At 38.5% G+C, this 19911-nt stretch carries 14 protein-coding genes; 7 read left to right on the top strand and 7 right to left on the bottom strand.

Going from position 1 to position 19911, the window contains the following annotated elements; translation table 11 throughout:
* Entirely contained in the window at window positions 1-3543 is a 3543-nt protein-coding gene (locus tag BM141_RS16490) for an Eco57I restriction-modification methylase domain-containing protein (protein ID WP_221407696.1), read from the top strand.
* Window positions 3544-4056: 513 nt separating this feature from the next.
* A complete protein-coding gene (locus tag BM141_RS16485; protein ID WP_091548568.1) occupies window positions 4057-5157 on the top strand; it encodes an SGNH/GDSL hydrolase family protein in 1101 nt (366 codons plus the stop codon).
* A 59-nt stretch (window positions 5158-5216) separates the two neighbouring features.
* On the opposite strand, the gene BM141_RS16480 is transcribed toward BM141_RS16485, so the two are convergent.
* Window positions 5217-5939: a 1-(5-phosphoribosyl)-5-[(5-phosphoribosylamino)methylideneamino]imidazole-4-carboxamide isomerase gene (locus BM141_RS16480; RefSeq protein ID WP_091548567.1), complete on the bottom strand. Its 723-nt coding sequence runs from the start codon at window positions 5937-5939 to the stop codon at window positions 5217-5219.
* A 223-nt stretch (window positions 5940-6162) separates the two neighbouring features.
* Between BM141_RS16480 and BM141_RS16475 the strand changes: the two genes are divergently transcribed.
* Window positions 6163-6792: a YdeI/OmpD-associated family protein gene (locus tag BM141_RS16475; RefSeq protein WP_091548566.1), complete on the top strand. Its 630-nt coding sequence runs from the start codon at window positions 6163-6165 to the stop codon at window positions 6790-6792.
* A 22-nt stretch (window positions 6793-6814) separates the two neighbouring features.
* On the opposite strand, the gene BM141_RS22625 is transcribed toward BM141_RS16475, so the two are convergent.
* The gene (locus tag BM141_RS22625) at window positions 6815-6961 is read right to left on the bottom strand and encodes a winged helix-turn-helix transcriptional regulator (RefSeq protein WP_143090964.1); all 147 of its coding nucleotides are present in this window, start codon (window positions 6959-6961) and stop codon (window positions 6815-6817) included.
* 237 nt (window positions 6962-7198) lie between these two features.
* Between BM141_RS22625 and porZ the strand changes: the two genes are divergently transcribed.
* A complete protein-coding gene (gene porZ / locus BM141_RS16470; RefSeq protein WP_143090963.1) occupies window positions 7199-9460 on the top strand; it encodes a type IX secretion system anionic LPS delivery protein PorZ in 2262 nt (753 codons plus the stop codon).
* Between the two features lie 93 nt (window positions 9461-9553).
* Here the strand turns inward: porZ and BM141_RS16465 are convergent, their stop codons facing one another.
* On the bottom strand, window positions 9554-10531 hold the full coding sequence (locus tag BM141_RS16465) for a hypothetical protein (RefSeq protein ID WP_091548564.1): 978 nt from the start codon (window positions 10529-10531) through the stop codon (window positions 9554-9556).
* A 46-nt stretch (window positions 10532-10577) separates the two neighbouring features.
* Complete coding sequence (locus tag BM141_RS16460; RefSeq protein WP_091548563.1) at window positions 10578-11528, bottom strand: hypothetical protein; 951 nt, start codon at window positions 11526-11528, stop codon at window positions 10578-10580.
* Window positions 11529-11803: 275 nt separating this feature from the next.
* On the opposite strand from BM141_RS16460, the gene BM141_RS16455 reads away from it, so the two are divergent.
* A complete protein-coding gene (locus BM141_RS16455; protein ID WP_143090962.1) occupies window positions 11804-12520 on the top strand; it encodes a hypothetical protein in 717 nt (238 codons plus the stop codon).
* A 6-nt stretch (window positions 12521-12526) separates the two neighbouring features.
* On the opposite strand, the gene BM141_RS16450 is transcribed toward BM141_RS16455, so the two are convergent.
* From BM141_RS16450 to BM141_RS16440, 3 genes are all read right to left on the bottom strand, one after another.
* Window positions 12527-13087 (bottom strand): acyl-CoA thioesterase, encoded by a 561-nt coding sequence (locus tag BM141_RS16450; RefSeq protein ID WP_091548574.1) that lies wholly within the window; start codon window positions 13085-13087, stop codon window positions 12527-12529.
* Window positions 13088-13198: 111 nt separating this feature from the next.
* Window positions 13199-13756, bottom strand: a complete 558-nt coding sequence (locus BM141_RS16445) for a hypothetical protein (RefSeq protein ID WP_091548561.1) — start codon at window positions 13754-13756, stop codon at window positions 13199-13201.
* Window positions 13753-17517: a sensor histidine kinase gene (locus BM141_RS16440; protein WP_091548560.1), complete on the bottom strand. Its 3765-nt coding sequence runs from the start codon at window positions 17515-17517 to the stop codon at window positions 13753-13755. The genes BM141_RS16445 and BM141_RS16440 overlap by 4 nt, the downstream gene beginning before the upstream one ends.
* Window positions 17518-17786: 269 nt before the next feature.
* Here BM141_RS16440 and BM141_RS16435 point away from each other — a divergent pair, with 269 nt between their 5' ends.
* Together BM141_RS16435 and BM141_RS16430 are read left to right on the top strand one after the other, a co-directional pair.
* Window positions 17787-18488: a porin family protein gene (locus BM141_RS16435; protein ID WP_091548559.1), complete on the top strand. Its 702-nt coding sequence runs from the start codon at window positions 17787-17789 to the stop codon at window positions 18486-18488.
* 24 nt (window positions 18489-18512) lie between these two features.
* Window positions 18513-19874 (top strand): monooxygenase, encoded by a 1362-nt coding sequence (locus BM141_RS16430; protein WP_091548558.1) that lies wholly within the window; start codon window positions 18513-18515, stop codon window positions 19872-19874.
* The last annotated feature ends 37 nt before the right edge of the window (window positions 19875-19911 follow it).

Raw genomic sequence — 19911 nt, 5'->3', positions numbered from 1 at the left:
ATGGCACAAGAGCAAATTCATCAACTTTTTAAACAGGGCTACAACCAAACCCTCTGGAAACAATTTTTAGCCCAAACCTTCTCCAACGCCCAACTATTGGCAACTCCCCAAACACTTTCGGGCATTGATAACAAGGTAGCAAGCAATGCCCTGAAACTGGGCTATATCTCCCTTGATGAAAATGGTATTGAACGAAAAATTGCCGTCTATGAAGTAGAACTTGCCCAAGCCGTGCATTTAGAACGCAACCGTGTGGGGCTGCGTAATCTACTTCGAAGGTACTGGATAGAAATTGATGCCGCTTTTATTGTTTTTCACAGCCCTGCTACGCAAAAATGGCGGTTTAGTTATGTCTCTGAACTCACAGGCTTTGATGCAGAGGGCAATTTCCAAAAAATACAGACCGAACCCAAACGCTACACCTATGTACTGGGCGAAGGCGAAAGCACAAGAACCGCCGCCGAACGCTTTGCCCTTATTGCCAAAAAAGCAAGCAAAGCCTCCTTGGACGATGTAAAAGAGGCTTTCTCGGTAGAAAAACTTTCCAAAGCCTTTTTTGACCAATACAAAAAGCATTACGACATCTTCTGCGATTTTATGATGAAAAAGCCCAGCATCAAGGCGAGCATCTTCAACGGTGATGAAAAAGCCATTCGCGACTTCAATAAAAAACTCTTAGGGCGAATCGTATTCCTTTACTTCATTCAGAAAAAAGGCTGGTTAGGCGTGCCTGTGGGCAGCAAGTGGGGGCAAGGCGATTTTAATTTTCTCACCAACCTTTTCCACCAATACCCCAACCCAGACCTCTTTTACAGCGAAATGCTCACGCGCTTATTTTTTGATACGCTCAACACCAAACGAAAAGACGACATCATGGAGCTGCTCAAAGGGCAAGCCTGCCGAATCCCTTACCTCAACGGGGGCTTGTTTGAGGAAAACGACAAAAAGCATCGCAACATCATTATTGAGGGTAAATTGTTTGAAAATCTTTTCAACTTTTTCAATCAGTACAACTTCACCATTTACGAAGACGACCCCAACGACCACACCGTAGCCGTGGACCCAGAAATGCTCGGACACATCTTTGAAAACCTGCTCGAGGACAACAAAGACAAGGGAGCATTTTACACCCCCAAAGAAATTGTGCATTACATGTGCCAAGAAAGTTTGATTGAATACCTCACTACTTGGTTTGAGAACAAGGGCTACGAAGTAACAGGCTACATTGGTTTTGACAAACCCAAGCAACCACGCCTGTTTAGTGCCAACGAAGGTAGAAAAGGGCAAATGCTCTTGGAAGTAGCTCCCCAAAGCAAGGGCAAGCAAATAGACCGATGGCTCATTGAAAAACTGCTGAAAAAGAAACTGGACGAAAACGATAAAAAACTCATACAGCAACACGCCACCGAATTTCACAAGGCGTTAGACCAAGTAAAAATTTGCGACCCTGCCATCGGCTCAGGTGCTTTCCCCATGGGCTTGTTGCAGGAAATATGTACTGCCAAACAAACCCTCTGGCATTTTCAGTACGACCACCTCAAAGAGTTTCCTGCTTCGGAGGTAAAACTCAACATCATCCAAAACAGCATTTACGGAGTGGACATTGAGAAAGGAGCGGTGGACATCGCCAGACTCCGTTTTTGGCTCAGTTTGGTAGTGGACGAGGAAGCTCCCAAGCCCCTGCCCAATCTTGACTACAAAATCGTGGTAGGCAACAGCTTGGTCAGCAAACTGGGGGACGACATCATAGACATTGACTGGGAAATAGAAGAAAACAAGGGATTTCAGACAAATATATATGGCAGCGGAGATTTGCAAGCCAACAAAGCCAAATTATTAAAGAAGATTAGCGAACAGCAAAAGGAATTTTTCAGCCCAGACAGCGACAAAAAGAAACTCGCCGCCCACATTCGCAACCTCAAAATTGATTTGCTCATCAATCAGTTGGAGCTGATGGCGGCTACCAAAGGCACTGAAGACAAACCCAACGGCTCAGGCAAGAAACTCACCGAACAAACCGAAATGTATCTGCAAACCCTTAGCTGGAAAGAAAGCATTAAGCAACTCAAAAAACTCAAAGACCAGCCCGACAAACCCCTGAACTTTTTTGACTGGAAATTGGATTTCCCAGAGGTGTTGAATGAACTCATCAACCCTAACCCTGGCTTTGATATTGTCATCGGCAATCCGCCTTATGTGCAACTGCAAAAAGACGGCGGCAAACTTGCCAAAATGTTTGAAAAACAAAATTATGACACCTTCGCGCGCACAGGAGATATTTATGCGCTTTTTTATGAAAAAGGCATACATTTGCTTAAAAACAACGGTATTTTGTGTTACATTACCTCTAACAAGTGGATGCGGGCAGGTTACGGCGAAAAACTGCGTAAATTTTTTATTCAGCACAGCCCAAAACTGCTCATAGATTTAGGACCGGGCGTATTTGAAAGTGCTACCGTAGATACGAATATCTTGCTTGTACAAAAGCAAAAACCTGCACAGATACAACTGCAAGCCGTTACTTTGCAAAAGCAGGCAAATGTTTCTATTGAGGAACAGTTGCGTAAAAACGGCACAATATTGCAAAAACTTACCCAAGACGCATGGTTTATTGGCAGTAATGCCGAGCAGCAGCTAAAAGAAAAAATAGAACGCATAGGCAAGCCCCTGAAAGAATGGGACGTGAATATCTATTATGGCATAAAAACAGGACTGAATGAAGCCTTTATTATTACTACCGAAAAACGCAATGAGATATTAGCCAACTGCCAAACCGAAGCCGAACGCACACGTACCGAAGCGATTATTAAACCTATCTTGCGGGGCAGAGATATTAAACGCTATTCCTACGAATGGGCGAATTTGTGGGTGATAGGAACGTTTCCTGCCTTACGTTTAGATATAGAGCAATTTCCTGCATTGAAAAAGTATTTTTTAGATAATTTTGATATTCGTCAGTTAGAGCAATCAGGTAAAAAATACCCTGAATTAGGTTTTGATGCACGCAAAAAAACAGGAAATAAATGGTTTGAAACCCAAGACCAAATTGCTTATTACCAAGAGTTTGAAAAGGAAAAAGTGGTGTGGTCAGAGATTGTTAGACAACCACAATTCTTTTTTGACAAAGAAAAGTTTTATGTTGAAGCAACAAGTTTTTTAATGACAGGTGATAACGTAAAGTACTTATGTGGCTTATTAAATTCAAAGCCTGTTACGTACTTTTTCAAGCAATGGTATGCAGGCGGAGGTTTAGGTGAGGAAGGATATAGATACAAAAAAGCATTTTTAGAGAATTTACCCATTCCCCCCATTACTGAGTCAAACTTGGGCATAGTGAAGCAAATAGAGGCATTAGTAGAAAAGATATTGCAAACAAAGCGGCAAAATTCGCAAGCGAATACGCGTGCGTATGAGCAGGAAATAGATAGGCTTGTGTATCAGTTGTACGCATTAAGCTATGAGGAAGTAAAAACCATAGACCCAGCCTTTCCGTTAAGCAAAGAGGAGTACGGCTATCAAAACTTTTGGAGGGAAGCCCTCTGAAATCTCCCACTGTGGCAAGCAGTGGAGGGGGGCGGTGAGGGACAGGTAAAAAAGCGTTTGGCAAAATCTTTAATTCGTACATTAGACCTTTGTTCTTTACCAAAGAAATGGGAAGTGCATAACATTGAGGAAGTCGGAAATTTTGAGTTTTTTCTACCAGAACTATATGCTAAATTTTTCTAATCGTTTGTAGGTCTTTTCACTTAAAGGCTCGGCAATCAAACATTGGTTTGGGTATGTGGCTTTCGTTTTCAGGGTGCTGTGGCGACTGCCTCAAAAATTTTTGGAGTTGGACGACAATTTTTTTTTGAAATTTGTAGCACAAATCATAAATATATGAGCAAAAATAACTGCCCTATCCCCGACCTTCCCCCAAGAGGAAGGGAGTCAAGTCTTTGATTATCAAAAAGTCTTTCCCGCACAGGGGAAAAATTTAGATAGAGGCAGAGGAATATTTTAATTACTTAACAATATAAATCTTAGATGTAATTGTCTATATAAATCAATAAGTAGATGAAACCTTTGTACATGCTAATATTAGCTACCTTAGCACTGACTAAATTGGATAATTCACTGCCGCCGTATCAAATCGTTACGCCCAACCACCCTCACCTCCAATACATAGGAAGGTTTGATTTCTCTGACCCCAAACAAGCTAAATTTGCGTGGACAGGTTCAAGTATTGCATTGACATTTGAAGGAACTTTTTGTAAGTTGCTCATGCGCAATTTCTCTGAGGGGAAAGATAAAACGGGTAAGCCTTACGCCAATTATTTTAATATTTTCATTGATGGACGCTTAGTAAAAGTACTAAAAGCAGAAAATCATCAAAGCGAATACAGCATAGCAGAAAACCTACCCCAAGGCAAGCATACTGTTCAGATTTTTAAACGGACAGAGGCATTGATTGGTGTATGTGAGTTTTTAGGTTTTCAAATAGATAAGAAAGCCAAAGTTCTGCCTGCGGAAAAAACAGCAAGTAAAAAAATAGAGTTTATTGGCGACTCGATTACTTGTGGCTATGGTAATGAAGGAGATAGGCAGTCTTGTCCTTTCACTCCTGAAACTGAAAACGGACAGTTGGCTTATGCTGCAATTACTGCACAAAATTTAGAGGCAGAGTACGTAACTACTTGTTATTCAGGAAAAGGACTGATTCAAAATTATGATAAAAGCAAGGAAAATACTATGCCAATGCTCTATCAGCTTGTTTACCCTCAGCGTGGTCAAAAGTGGAATTTTCAGCAATGGATTCCCGATGCAGTTTGTATTAATTTGGGGACAAACGATTTTGCACATGCTATCCCAGACTCCACCGAATTTACTAAGGCATATAACCTACTGATTGACAGTATTTTAATTAACTATCCTAATGCAAGCGTTTTTTGCTTAGTGGGTTCTATGTTGAATGGAAAAAACTTACAGGTCATCAAGTCGTACATAGAACAAGTGCTTAGTCATCAAACAGCAAAGGGAAATAAAAAAGTATATTTCTTTGAAATGTCTGCTCAGGGCAAAGTAGGCTATGGTTGCGATTGGCATCCTAATGTTGCTCAGCATGAAATCAATGCCACAGAACTGACAGTGTTTATGAAAGAAAAAATGAATTGGTAAGTTTTAAGAATTTACAGATGACATATTTCTTCGGAATTGTCATCTGTAAATTTAGAGGCTTAGGCGGGTTGGGCAATGAAGCGTTCAATGTCAGTAAGTGTAATTTTCCCTTCGTAAAGTGCCTTTCTAATGATTACACCGTACACCCCAATATCTTCTAAGCGTTTGATATCGTCTAAATTACGTACACCACCGCTTGCATACAACCTAATGTCTGGGAAGTTTTTTAGAATATCTTTGTACATTTCGAAGTAAGGACCTACTAAGGTACCATCTCTGGTGATGTCAGCACATTTTAGATACAGTAACCCACGAGTATAGAAGTAATCGATATGCTCCATCATGTCTATCTTGGTATCATGGTGTCTGCCTGCGATAGAGATTTTACCATTGATGACGTCTGCACTCAATATCATTTTTGAACGACCATAGGAAATAATACAAGAGGCGAAAAACTGCCTGTCTTTGACCGCCATGCTACTAATATGCACGCGTTTTGCCCCAAACTCAAAGCACTTACTAATATCTCCATCAGTATTGATTCCTCCACCAAAATCAACAGAGAGGTTAGTGTGTTCTGTGATGACTTCTAAGAGATGATAATTGACTACCTCTCCCACATTCGCTCCGTCCAAATCTACAAGGTGCAATTTTTCAAGACCATGTTCTTGGAATCTTTCTGCGATTATCAAAGGGCTCTCATCGTACACCTGTTCGTTGTCATTTTCTCCTTTGACACACTTTCCTTCCAAAATATACAAAGAAGGGATAATTTCTATCATAGTTTCAATAAAGTAATCAGATTTTTAAAGAATTTTAATCTAAACTTTCAAATATAATAAAATATTTAAAAAACTTGTTTCAAAATAATGAAAAGTTTTATAAAAATGCTATTTTTATGTTACGAGAGGGTTTATTTTTCTCCCTTTTTGATAACATAATATTTCTTTATTGCTTGCATAACTAATTGATTGCAAATATCTATTTTATTTTTAAAAATACCCAATGAATCCCAAAGTTGATAAGTATCTCATCGAGGGTTGTATGCGTTGCCAATACGGTGGCACTCCTCAGTGCAAAGTAAATAATTGGCGAGCAGCCTTAGAACTGCTCAGACAGATTGTCTTAGAAACAGGCTTAACAGAGGAAATAAAGTGGGGCGTTCCTGTATATACCATGAATGGAAAAAATATCGTAACTGTGAATGCACTCAAAGACTCGGCAAATATTGGCTTTTACAAAGGGGTATTATTAAGTGATAAAAACAAAATTCTCTCCCAACAAGGAAAAAATATGCAGTCGGATAGGATAGTGAAGTTCACTAAGGTCGAGGATATAGAAAAATTAAAAGATGTTTTGAAGTCATACATTTTAGAGGCTGTAGAAATCGAAAAAAGTGGGAAGAGAGTAGAGTTCAAAAAAAATCCTGAACCAATCCCTGAGGAACTTTTACAAGCCTTCGAAGATGACCCCGCATTTAAGAAAGCTTTTTATGCTTTGACGGCTGGGCGGCAAAGGGGATATATCATTCATTTTTCACAACCTAAGCAATCACAAACAAGGATAGGGAGAATAGAGAAGTATAAGGAGCAGATATTTAATGGAGTAGGGCTACATGACAAATATAATCGCTGATGTTATTTGCCCAATCTCGCCCTCATTTTGCAATAGCCTCTAAAGCAGGGATAAGCGTTTTTCCAAATTCGGTGAGCGAATATTCTACCTTATGTTGCGGGCAATAGTAGCTACAAAAAGCGATTGCCTTACTAAACTCCGTTTGTAATTTATGGTTTTGCTTGTTCATAATCAATGAGTTAAATAGATAAATTTCTAAAATAACAATTTTAGAACACAGATTTTACAGATTACACTGATTTTCACTGATAAATTACTCTAAAATCTGTGTTTTATCCGTAAAATCAGTACTACCTGTGTTCCATAAATAGTCAGTTATAATTGAGATGAATTAATCATCATACTTAGGCAAATTATATGTACCTTTGCAATAAGCACATCTAATTTGGACTAACGATTGGACTCTATGCAAAAGTATATTCTTTCTCTATTGGCATATCTATTTTTTATTCAATGCTTTACCTGTTCTTCTCAACCTATTGATATTCCAGTAGGGGCTTGGCGCATGCACCTGACTTATCACAATGCACAAAGCATCGCCGAGAGCGAAACAAGCGTATATGTGGCTTCTGCTAATGGACTTTTTTATTATGATAAAAGCGTAAAAAGTTTAGGTACACTCTCTAAGATAGAAGGGTTAAGCGATATTAGTTTTAGCCAAATAGCCTACCATAAAGCATTGAAAATCTTATTAATCACCTATCAAAATGGCAATATAGATTTGGTAAAAGAAAATGAGATTGTCAATATTCGCTCCGTGCTAAACTCGCGTTTTGAAAACAAGCAAACCCAACACATTTTACTCCATGAAAATTTTGCCTATCTTTCCATGCCTTTTGGGGTAGTAGTGCTTGATTTGCAAAGGAATGAAGTAAGAGAAACATATAGCAACATAGGAGCGAATGGAACTCCTAACGCTATATTTGCAAGTACAGTAGCTAAGGATAGTCTTTTTTTAGCTTCTGCCCAAGGGTTAATGGCTGCTTCGCTTTCTCCCACTACCAATCGCTTGGATTTCAGGAATTGGCGTTTTTTACCTATTCCCCAAGGTAATCTCAGAAGCCTCTCTGCAAGAGGTAATAGCCTTTTTTTAGGAATCAATGGCAATGATGTATTCGAGTACCAAAACGGTACTTTTCAGGCATTAAATATTCGCAAAGGCAGTAATTACACCAATATTAGCACAAGTGGAAATGAGGTCGTTGTTTGCTTAGATAACCAAATCAGTATTATTCAAGCCAATAATGCTACTCAAACCTTGACTAATGCCAAAATCATTCACCCGAGGCAAGCCTTTTTAGATGCTAATGCTAAGATTTGGGTAGCAGATAATGCGTTAGGTTTAGTAACCAATGCAAATGGAACTTTTGAAAATATCTATCCCTCTGGTACTTACAGTCCCGAGAGTTTTAGGCTACTCTACTTTAATGATAAAATAGTCTGCATAAGCGGGGGATATACCAGTGCCTATCAGCCAACTAATTCCTTGTCTGGCTTTTATGTATTTGAAAATGGGCAATGGACAAACTATAATAGTGTGGATAGGGTACTCGGCTCGGTCAATACGCCTGCGGTAAGAGATTTGACAGGAGTAGCATACAATTCTTTGGAAAACAAGCTCTTGTTTACTTCCTTCCAAGATGGCTTGCTGGAGTGGAATTTAGCCAATAATCAGTTTTCTGTAATTAATAGGAATAATAGCCCTCTGATTAGCAATAGATTAGCTGGCTGTACAGTAGATAGAGAAGGCAACTTATGGACAACGGTGCATGGAGTTCGCTTAGGCGAACCTTCTATATACCGAAGGACAAGGAGCAGTTCTTGGCAATCTTATACTTTCAATACTTTTGGGGCAGCAAATCCTTTGGACATCCTTACAGATGACGCAGATAACCTTTGGGTGCGTCAAAGCCCTAATTTAGGGGGAGGAATTTTGGTTTTTGACAGGCAAAATAGAAATAGAACACTCACGACTGAGCCAAGACGTGGAGGTTTGAATGATATTAATGTTACATGCTTTGCCAACGACAAACAAGGTAATATGTGGATAGGTACGGAATCAGGACTAAGAGTAATTTTTGATGCAAGTTCTGTCTTAGATAGGAGCAATGTGGACGCAAGCGTAGTGGTTTTTGAATCCCGTGAGCTGCTCAGAGGGGAGGCTATCACTGCCCTCAAAGTAGATGGAGGCAACCGCAAGTGGATAGGTACAGAAAAAGGAGTTTGGCTTTTCTCAGCAGATGGTTCGCAGTTAATTAGTCGCTTTACCGCAGAAAATAGTCCTTTGCTTTCCAATAAAATCATTGACATAGCCATTCATGAGCAGACGGGAGAAGTATTTTTCGCTACGGACAGAGGACTTATTTCTTATAGAGGGACAGCGACAACGGCAGATAATTCATTTTCAACAGTAAAAATTTTTCCTAATCCCGTGCCTCCTAATTTTAGCGGAGTGGTGAGTATTTCAGGTTTGGCAAATAATGCCAATGTCAAAATCACTGATGTTTCAGGGAAGTTGGTGTATGAAACTATGGCAAACGGAGGCACTGCCGTCTGGGACGGAAAGGACTATAAAAGCAATAAATCTAAGTCAGGCGTTTACTACGTTTTCAGTACCAATGCTGATGGCTCAGAAAGCTTTGCAGGAAAATTTGTATGGATAGAATAGGAACAGGTTTAAGAGATTGACCAACAATTTCTTAAACCTACTAAGTTAAAACGCTAATTACTTTGAGTTATATTTGCAGTCGGAGCGGGTTTGTTACAAAGTATTTTTTTCAAAACTCATTCCACTACTTAGTACTTTATTTAATCTTCTATCTGTCAATGCTTTGGAGTCCTCGTAGCTGATAATTTTTTGAATGACACTTCTCTCATCTATATTTTTAACATCTTCCAGCGAAGACAAGCCAAATTCTCTGGCTACCTCCTCGATGGCTTGCTTGAATAAAGCACTCATTTTTCTTACCCACATCACGATAGTAAGGTCTATCATGGCTACTACCCCCATTTCTGAATTGATAATAGAGTGCAAAGGCACATTATAGTAGTTTTCACCTGCTATTTCCAAGTCTATCAAGGAGTTGAGGGCGGGGTTCATGTAGGCATACATGATGTACTCTATTTGTGTAGAAACTACGTTCATGTCGTGTCCTGCGGCTATAAAAACAGTGGTAAGTTGCTTGTTCTGCATAATGTGCATCCATGCCGCATCACCTGAAACTACTTTATATTCTTCTGCGTCCAATACAGAAACTACTGCTCTGGGGGTGCCTTCCTCTACATCTATACCGTATCTCTCGAAGCGTTCATAGAAAGTATCAGGGTATTTAAGTTTTAAAAGCAACATAAAATCATTTAAACTTCCACCCATTCCCCCAGAAAACTGAATGAATCCGAAGGAAAAAATGCCTTTGTCATAGCTATTGACTGCATCAAAACAGCCCTCCTCTGCGTACACGTATTGGAGTGCCTTAGCCAAAGTAGGTGAGATAGCCACATGAGGCAGCGAACCCTCTTGTATATCTTTGGGCATAAACGTACCCGTATATACTATCCCGTCAATATAAGTCATGTGTGGACTTGGTACGTTGTCCCTGAACATAATGGTAGTAATCTCTCCATTAGGCTTAGGGAAAGTAGCTGTATATTCGTTATACCCTAACTTTTCTTCTTTTCCTATCTGAAATGCCTTTCTTGCTTGGGTTATATTTTCAATTGTATGATTTTCAATGACCATAAATGATTAATTACAATTTTTAATAAAAAATAAGTGAGATGATTGTTTACTTTGCAAAACTGTAGCCCCCGTTGAGAATACTGTTAATTCTATCTACGATACGCTTATCGTTGCGCGCCTGCCCAATAGAAACTACTTGTTGTAAAATTCGCTGGTCGCTCAGGTTTTGTATCTGTGCCAAAGAACCGTTAGGAGCGAGCGTGTCTATGGCTTCTTTGAAAAGCCTACCTGCCCCTCCTGCTCCCATGTTGATAGTGCGGTCTATCAAAGCGATGTTTCCCGCCTCAGACCGCAAAATAGAACTTGCAGGTATTCTACCCAATGCTCCCAAGTCTAAGGGCATTTTCAAAGCAGGGAACACATAGCCTACTGCCGCTTGCTCTATCTGAATTGCCATGCAAATAGGGCTATTTCCTGCGGCAATGAAAGCAGTAGTAAGTTGCTTATTTCTCATTACATAGAGCCAAGCATCATCACCGCTGACTTGTGTACCGTTTTCCGTCCAAATTCTTACATCTGGGCGTGGTGAACCCGCTACTACATCTATGCCGTACTGTCCAAAAAGCTGATGAAACATTTGGGGTTGCTTAGTTTTAAAAAGTAGCATCATATTGGGTAACTGCCCCGCCGAAACTGAACCACCTGCAAACTGAATAAACCCAAAAGAAAAAATAGCTCTATCATAACTATTAATTCCGTCAAATTTTGCCTCATGAGAAGAAACCAAGCGAAGTGCTTTGGTCAAGGTGGCATTCAGACCCGCTGCGGTAAAGGCTTGGGCTGGTAAGTTCTCAATGCTTGCGGTAGGCGAGCCTGCATAAGAAATACCCTCTTTATAGACGGCAAAAGAACTCGGCACGTTATCTCTGAAAGTAGCTGTTCCGACCCCTCCTGTAGGGCGTGGAAAGGAAACATCATATCTATTACGAGAGCCTTCGTTTGCTACACCTACCCTAAATACTTGGCGAGCATTCAAAAAAGCCTGCACATTACTCATATTTTATGAAAGGGTTTAAGTTGTTTTTTATCTAATTTTACTTACAAAAATCTGTATTACTGCAAATTACAATGTAATTTTTTTTTGAAAGTTAGTAATTCATTCAAAATAAGCAAAATATTTATTCATTAATTTTTTTAGTTTTCATAAATATCGCCTGCTGGGACTAAAATCAAAACAGGATAAATTTTATCTTACTTTTTAGGTAAATTTGCATTATGGTATAGTTTTTAATAAATAAATAGCATAGCATCAATTTCTTTTACCATCTTATTATGAAGAATCTAAAATACTGTAAATCAATACTTTTTATAATATTAATCATTTTAATTCTCTGGGCTTGTGATACGGACAAGATTGCCCCAAGAGATATGACCTTTGGCAGGGACTACTTTATTTTAGATATTGGGCATTTTGTATCTTATAATGTCAAAGAAACTCAATATGCCCTGAATCAGCCTCCACGAATTTTTACTTACCAACTCCGCGAAGTTGTAGAAAATGCTTTTACAGATGAAACAGGAGGACAAAGCTACCGCATAGTACGCTATATCAGGGAAAACGGTAGGCAAAACTGGCAAATTAGGAACGTGTGGACAGCACGCTTAGATGCAAGCGGGGCAGTACGCACTGAGGAGAATAAGCCTTTTCTCAAATTGGTCTTTCCTTTGGCAGAGGGAAAGACGTGGGACGGAAATACCTTTAATGACTTAGGTAGAGAAATGTATCTGATGCGTGATTTGGGAAAAAGCTACCGTTTCGATTTCAAAAATTATGATGAAACGGTAACTGTAATACAAAATAGAGATTCCAATTTGGTAAACAAGGATTTTCGCACTGAGGTATATGCCAAAGGGATAGGGCTGATTTACAGGAAATCAGACAGGGTTGTTTACTGCCAAGACCGTTCAAGGAACTGTTTGGGACAGGGCATCATAGAAAGTGGCTTAGTGGTGGAGCAGAGTATTTTTGATACAGGAAAATTGAGATGACCTATTTCACCACTCAAAGCCTATTTCACAACGCTCTTTTTTGAGTTTTTTTATATCCTCAAATACGTTGATTTTCTTGATTTTATCGCTCATTTGTACTTTACTGAGCAATTTGGCTTCTTTGCGAATCATTGCAGCTAAAAAGCGTCTGATGTCATCTTCATTCTCAAGCACCACGCCCGGTGCCTGGGTAGGTCTTCCATATTCATCTTTGGCAACCATAGTAAAGTAACCAGAGCCAGTGTGTTTGATTACTCCTGTTTTCAGACTTTCTGCCTCTATCCTTACTCCTATAATCATCGAGGAGTTGCCTACATAATTCACTGAGGCTTTAAAACTAACGAAATCTCCCACTTCTATTGGCTGGGTAAATTCTACATCATCTACTGAAACAGTTACGCAAAAGTTGTTAGCATGGCGAGTAGCACAGGTAAAAGCCGCTTTATTCATCAAGTTTAGCAATACGTCTCCAAGCATTTTGCCATCTATATTGGGGTGCGTAGGAAGCATGAGTTCAGTAATCACAGTGCGAGAGTAGCTTATTGGTTTATTTTGATTATCAGCCATATAAGTTTGTAATATAAGAGTAAATAAGGTTTGTATTTCTATGTAAAAGCTTTTTTGTCTATACAAAGTTAATTTTTCAAAAAGAAAAAACCGCATTGAAATGAAGGATTTTTAGCTTTTAAGTTTCTTATAAAGCAGAAAACCTAAGCCCAATAAAGAACAGAGCAAGCCCATACCTACTAACAAAAACTTACATATAGCACACCAAAAGGCAATAGGGGGGAGAAAGGCTTGGGTAGGAGATTGCAAGAAAAAATACAAGGCTGTATTTTCTACGGCATCTAAAAAAGCAGCAAGCCATTGTAGCCAAGCTATCAGATATGCAATTTTAGCAAATTTAACGTTCCCTGCCAAATTAGCCAACCAGACGCATGCAAAGGCGATGGTTGTAGAATACAAAACTAAGAATAGATAGTCAAAACCAATATTGAAAGAGGCAGAAATAGAGGCACTTTTATCCCAAGAGTTTACGATGAACTGTGCTTTTTCTATATCAAAGGCAAGCTCATAAGAGATAATGCCCAAAGGAGCTGCCGCAGTTTTGAGATTAGTACCTGATAAGGTCAGCACCACTTCCAATAGCACAGTAAAGCATAAAAATAGAAAAAAATATACTTTGGGCTTATTGTCTAAAAGTCCTTCTAAGGGGTGATGCGTCAGTAAGTTCATTGTAGTACAAGTTTAAATTCTTCTTTTTCTGAGGCTTGGTAACGTATAAGCGGTAGTTCTATGAAAAAGGACGTACCTTCGCCTTCCTCTGTTTCAAACCAAATTTTACCGTCAGCATGTTCTATACCTCTTTTGGCTAATGCCAAGCCTATGCCTGAGCCTGTAAACTTAGTGCTAAAATTTGGCAAAAATACTTTATGTCTGATGCTTTCTGCAATTCCAATGCCGTTATCTGCTATTTCTATCAATACATTGTGCGTACCTGAAAGTCTAAAAAAGATAACAATTTCTGGAGTTCGCGTGTTAGGGACTGCTTGGATTCCATTAATGATTAGGTTAGTCAGTATCCTACCCATCAGTTGCTTGTCCCCATTGACATAGTATTTGCCCTCTATCATATTGAGCAGTATCTTGGCATTTCCCCCATCGTTTTCATACAAATCTACGGTTTGCTTTAGTACTTCCGTAATTTCAAATTCTTCATTTTTAGGGATAGGCATATTGGCAAAAGAAGAAAATGAGGTGGCAATATCACTAAGAATGTCTATCTGCGTCAATAAAGTTTCCAAAGACATATTCAGTCTTGGGTTCTCCTCGCCAATGACCCGCTTGATGTGCTGTAAAGTCAGTTTCATAGGCGTAAGCGGATTCTTGATTTCGTGTGCAACTTGCTTTGCCATTTCGCGCCAAGCAGATTCTTTTTCACTTTTTGATAGTGCCTCTTTGCTTTCCTCTAATTGCACCAACATTTTGTTGTAAGCCCCTACGAGTAAGCCAATTTCATCATCAGACTTGTAGTCAAGAGGTTCGTTGTGAATATTTAAGTTTGTACCCTTCAATCGCTGCGTAATCATACGCAAGGGTTCTGTAAGCACTTGAGAAGCAAAATAAGAAAGGACTAATAAACCTAAAAATGTAAACGTAAATACATTGAGAATGGTGGATAGGATATTAATAATCTGTTCCTCTGACTTTCTTTGAGATTCAAAAAAAGGCAAACCAATGATACCAAGCAATTCTCCCTCAGCACTTTTGATACTTGCATAGACAGAGTTATACTCCAATGAGCCAATTGACTCTGTGAGCATAACTCTGCTTTGATGCTCTTGCAAAATCTGCGTCAATGCTGCAGGATTAATCAGTTCGCTTAGCAGATTGTTCTCATAAATAGTAGGATTACTTGCCCCAATCAATTTCCCTTTTTTCCCAAATAAACTAATTTCTGTCTGGGTAAAGCGAGCCAATTCACTTAGTTTATTGAGCAGTTGCTCTCTTAGGATAATATTTTTTTGGTATTCTTCTACCTCTCTCGAGAGATTGACGGCTACGTTCTCTGCTACTTTGATGTACTCTTCCTGAATAGTACTTTTATTATCTGAGTTTAAAATGCTGATAATCAATACGCTAACAATTAGTAAAGGTAAGAAGAAAGCAATATTCAAATAGAGTTGGATACGAGAAGAAAAGCTAAAATGTAAGTCAGAATGACGATAACACCACTCGTAAAGCAAAGCCAAAGGTACTTTAAAAAGCAAAAGCAGCAAGAACAGGAATGAAAAATTAGAAATAATATTTTTCAACGGATAAATCGTAGAGGTTACTATCACTTGCCTTTCGTCGCTCCCTCTGACCAAAAAATGCCTATGATTATTAATCACTAATTCGCTTTCAGGGTCTTGGTCTTTAAATTCATTTAAAAAACTATTGTCATAACTAAAACTTCCAAAACTATCCCATAATTTGCCGTTTTTATAAATAGCATAACTTAGGTTTTCCTCTTCGTAATAATTAGCAAACCTCCTGTCCAAGAATAATCTTGGATATACATTGTTAGGCACTACTTTTTTTGATTTCAAATCCAAAATAATTTTGCCTATCTCCATGTCTTTTCGTTTAATACTAATGAAAGACAGGTATCGTTTGGCATTGGCAGGCAGGTCATTGATAAAAAAAGTATGAGGGTCTTCAGTTCGGTATTTTTCTACATTGTATTTAATCCAAAGCGAGTCATAAGGCAAATCATAATTGTAAGGTTGTCCATTGCTATTAAAAAGTAAAATGTTAAGGTCATACTTGTCAAAATAGCTATCTGCCAAGTGTTGTCGCTTGATTTTTTGCACAACTAAATCTATCGGAGCGAGAGAAGACAGCATGCGAGTAGAGATAATTTGGTCTTCTTGTATTTTTTTTACTGCCTCACTGAGCAAAAACTCACCTAATTTGTCATTGCCTATGAGGATACGATTTGCAAATTTTTCCTTTTTGGCAATATCCATTCTACCCTCAAAAATATAATTGGAGTAAGCCCCCAAAAGGGCAGAAGTAAGCGCAATAAAAAATAAGTAGATGTAGGTGAAGTAGCTGGACAAGCGGATATTTCTAAAAAATTTCAAAAAGGTAATAGCTGACAAATAAAAGGCGTTGAGCAATAAAACTACATAGCTAAAATTTTTCAGAAATAGGCTGGTTATCAGATAAATCAATGAGGCTAAAATTATGCTTACTAATATCTGCTTTTGTGAAAAATTGATAGCCAAAAGGAGATGAGAGCTTACATGGGAGATAAAGAAATAGATAAAGGAACTCATGACAAAAATGAGCAAGCAAGTAACCTTTAAAATATCATAAGTTAAGTTGGAAGTAATATCTAAGCGAATTTGGGAGTTGAAATAAATGGTTTCCAGCGTAACATATTGTAAATGTAGCACCCCGATAGTTCCCAGAGTAAAAATAATGGCAATCGCTATTTTTTTTGCTAAGGTATAATGAGAGTAAATACGGTAGTTGAATAGCTGGTGATGGTAGAGATAAATGTAACCCGAGATAACAAACAGAAATAAAATATTTAAAAACAAATCTCCCAAAGAAGGGGCTATAATAGAAGAAGCATATATTTTGGCGTTAAAAAGGTCGTGCTTAGTTAAGCCTGAAGGAAAGTTAAATAATAACATAAGAAGGCGAATACTTGACAGAGAAACCATCAACCATACTAAACCTTCCCAAATTTTTTGATGCTGTATATATTCCAAGAGATTGCCCCTTATCTGCAACAAGGCAAATAGGATAGTGAGCGCAATGCAAATGAGCAATAAATCTTTTTGCGATAAGAAAACAGCATAGCTATAATTTTCAGGGAATACAATAGAAAACAAATACCTCCCATCGCCTGATTTGATAGGCTTGCCTTCTAAATAGCTAATACTTATGGAAACCTTGTCATCAGGGAAAATATCAGGATTGAGATTAGTCTTTTTTAAGTACTGATTATCAATTTTATATCGTTGATAGATAGGGATCACTACTACCAAAGAAACCCTTTCTCCTGCGATTCGTTCATGCTCTTTAATCACTGCATACACTCCATTGCCCGACTCTATAACAAACTCTGCAAACTTTCCTGTGAGATTTTCTGGGTCTATAGCATACTTATGGTCAGTCCAATAGATAATTTCGTCATTTCTATAAATGAAAATAGGATATTTTCCTCTGTAAGTAAGTTTATCAAAGAAACCAAGCGCAAGAGGCTGGGCAGCGAGCTGCGATTTGAAATCAGTAAGAGAACTATGTGCAATGTCAAACTCACGACGTAAATTTGCTGAAACTTCTTGGGCATAGCTGTCGGGGGAGGAGGCAAAAAAATCAAAATCTACTGCACTTAGCAACACAGTAAACAGCAAAAAGAATAAGGCTACTATCAAATGAGTATATGGAGGTAGCTTTATCAAGATTTCGCGAACGTATTTGGTTAGATAAAAAAACATGCTGTGTTTTCTCTTGGGGTAAAGTTGGTACAAAGACCAAATAAATTATATTTTTAAAAATTCACAGCAATATAATTAAAAATAAAAAAAGTGCCAAGTTTTCATAAAACTCCACTCTTTCCCCCAAAAAAATACTTTTTTCTCTTAAAAAAGTACAAGATAGACATATAAGTAAAATTAGGGTTGCTTTTTATTTTTTAATTTCAGTCAAATTTGTATCTTGCATATGTTTTTGAGATTAAAATTTCTTTTTTACAATGTTATAGGATATGAGAAAACTTTTTACCATAATTATCTTATTATTAGTATTTTCTTCTTTTTCTCTTGCCCAAAGACGCGGGCAAAGACAGCAATTTTTTAATCTGGGAATTAAGGCTGTTGTTAATGGTTCTTGGATAGGAAACCTGCCTACCAGTACCAGCCAAATACAAGCAAGCAGTGAAAGCATTAAAATTGGCTATGTAGCTGGGCTATGGGGGAGAATCAATCTGATAGAAGGGTTATTCATACAGCCTGAACTAACTATCTCACAAACAGGTGGCAAATATTCTTATCAGTTTAACTCTGGCATAGGAACTCCAATTAATTATATCAAAAATATTACACTGACCAATTTAGAGTTCCCACTTTCCATAGGCTATACCTTCCCGCTTGGTGATGATTTAGGCTTGCGCATCAAGGGAGGAGGGCTAATAGGTACTATTCTCAATGCTAAACAGCAGTATGAAGCAGGAACAATCTCTTCGGAGCAAGACATTAAAAGTCAAGTAAATACACTCCAAGCCGCTTTGCAAGGAGGCATAGGTTTAGACTTTTTAGAAAGATGGAGTGTAGATATACGCATACAGCAAAATCTGACCTCTTTATATGAAGGCTATACACCAGGACAGACTATAGATGCACTCAAAATAGACCAGAAAGACCAGAGAGTCATCTCTTTGCAACTCATCGTTGGGTTCAAGATTTTGTAAAAACTTAGAAAATTGATTAATTACATGAAAATAAAGCTATTGCATATCACTTTATTGATAGTTAGTGCGGCTATGCTTTTAGGGGTACATGCCTGCAAGCTAAACTTGAGAGAGCAAAAAATGGATTCTTTCCAAATTATTCAAAGCCAAATTTTTGATAAAGGCTGTGCTACAAGTGGCTGTCATGCCTCTAAAAACGATGGCAGTTTCAGACAGCACGGATTAGTCTTGGAAAAATCTGTTGCTTTTACTAACTTGGTCAATGCACTTCCTACCAATACCGATGCCAAAGCTGACGGGCTGCTGCGAGTAAAACCCTTTAAATCAGACCAAAGTTTTCTCTTTCACAAACTCCAGCAAAATCCTTCTGAGCATCATAGCAAAAAAAATTATGGCAGTCCTATGCCTTTGGGTAGCAGACCTTTGACTAATGGACAGATAGAGTTTATACGCCGTTGGATAGAGGCTGGGGCACCTGAGAAAGGCAGTGTAGTAGATGAAAAAGTATTAGAAGATAGTTCTGTTACTTATGCTAAATTTGAGGCATTAGCTCCGCCTCCTGTGGGGCAGGGTCTGCAAATGAGTCTGCCTCTTTTTGAGGTTGCTCCTAACTTTGAAAGAGAACTTTTTATGTATAGAAAAGTAGGAAACTCATTACCTCTCTTGGTCAATAAGGTAGAAATCAAAATGCGAACTGGTAGCCATCATTTCATTTTGTATGGTTTTAATGAAAATACTCCTGCTTCCCTAATACCTCAGTTTGATGTTATTAGAGATTTACGCTACCCTAACGGAAATCTGAATATCAATACAGTGGTATCTATGGGTTATCATATATTTTGGGCTGGAGCACAAACTCCCTACCACAATTATACTTTCCCTGAAGGAACAGCCTTAGAAATCCCAGCTAATTTTGCTTTTGATATGAACTCGCATTATGTTAATAAGACGAGTGCGCCTATTCCCGGTGAGGTCAGTATTAACCTATATACCGTGCCTGCCTCTACAGTCAAACACAAAGTCAAAGTAATTAATTGGGGCAATAATAGTATCAATCTTCCTCCCAATCAAAGAACGACTATAACTCGTACATTTAGAGTAAATAAGAGGACTCGTATAGTTGCTCTTACCTCGCACATGCACAAGCTGGGAGAAAAGTTTGTCATCAAAATCGCAGGAGGAGCGCGCAACGGCGAGATTGTCTATACCTCTACTGACTGGGAACATCCCGACATCATCAACTATCCTACGCCCATAGTTCTAAACGTTGGGGAAGGGCTAACTTCTGAAATTACTTACAACAATACCACCAGCAGAATAGTTAGCTTCGGCTTGACCAGCGAAGATGAAATGGGTATTATTTTTGGTTACTATTACGAGGATTAGTTAAATCACTGACAATGAATTGTTTGAATTATCAATG

Origin of the sequence: Thermoflexibacter ruber, from assembly GCF_900113045.1 — a bacterium.
GTDB lineage: Bacteria > Bacteroidota > Bacteroidia > Cytophagales > Thermoflexibacteraceae > Thermoflexibacter > Thermoflexibacter ruber.
This window is presented reverse-complemented; position numbering and strand designations above follow the sequence as displayed.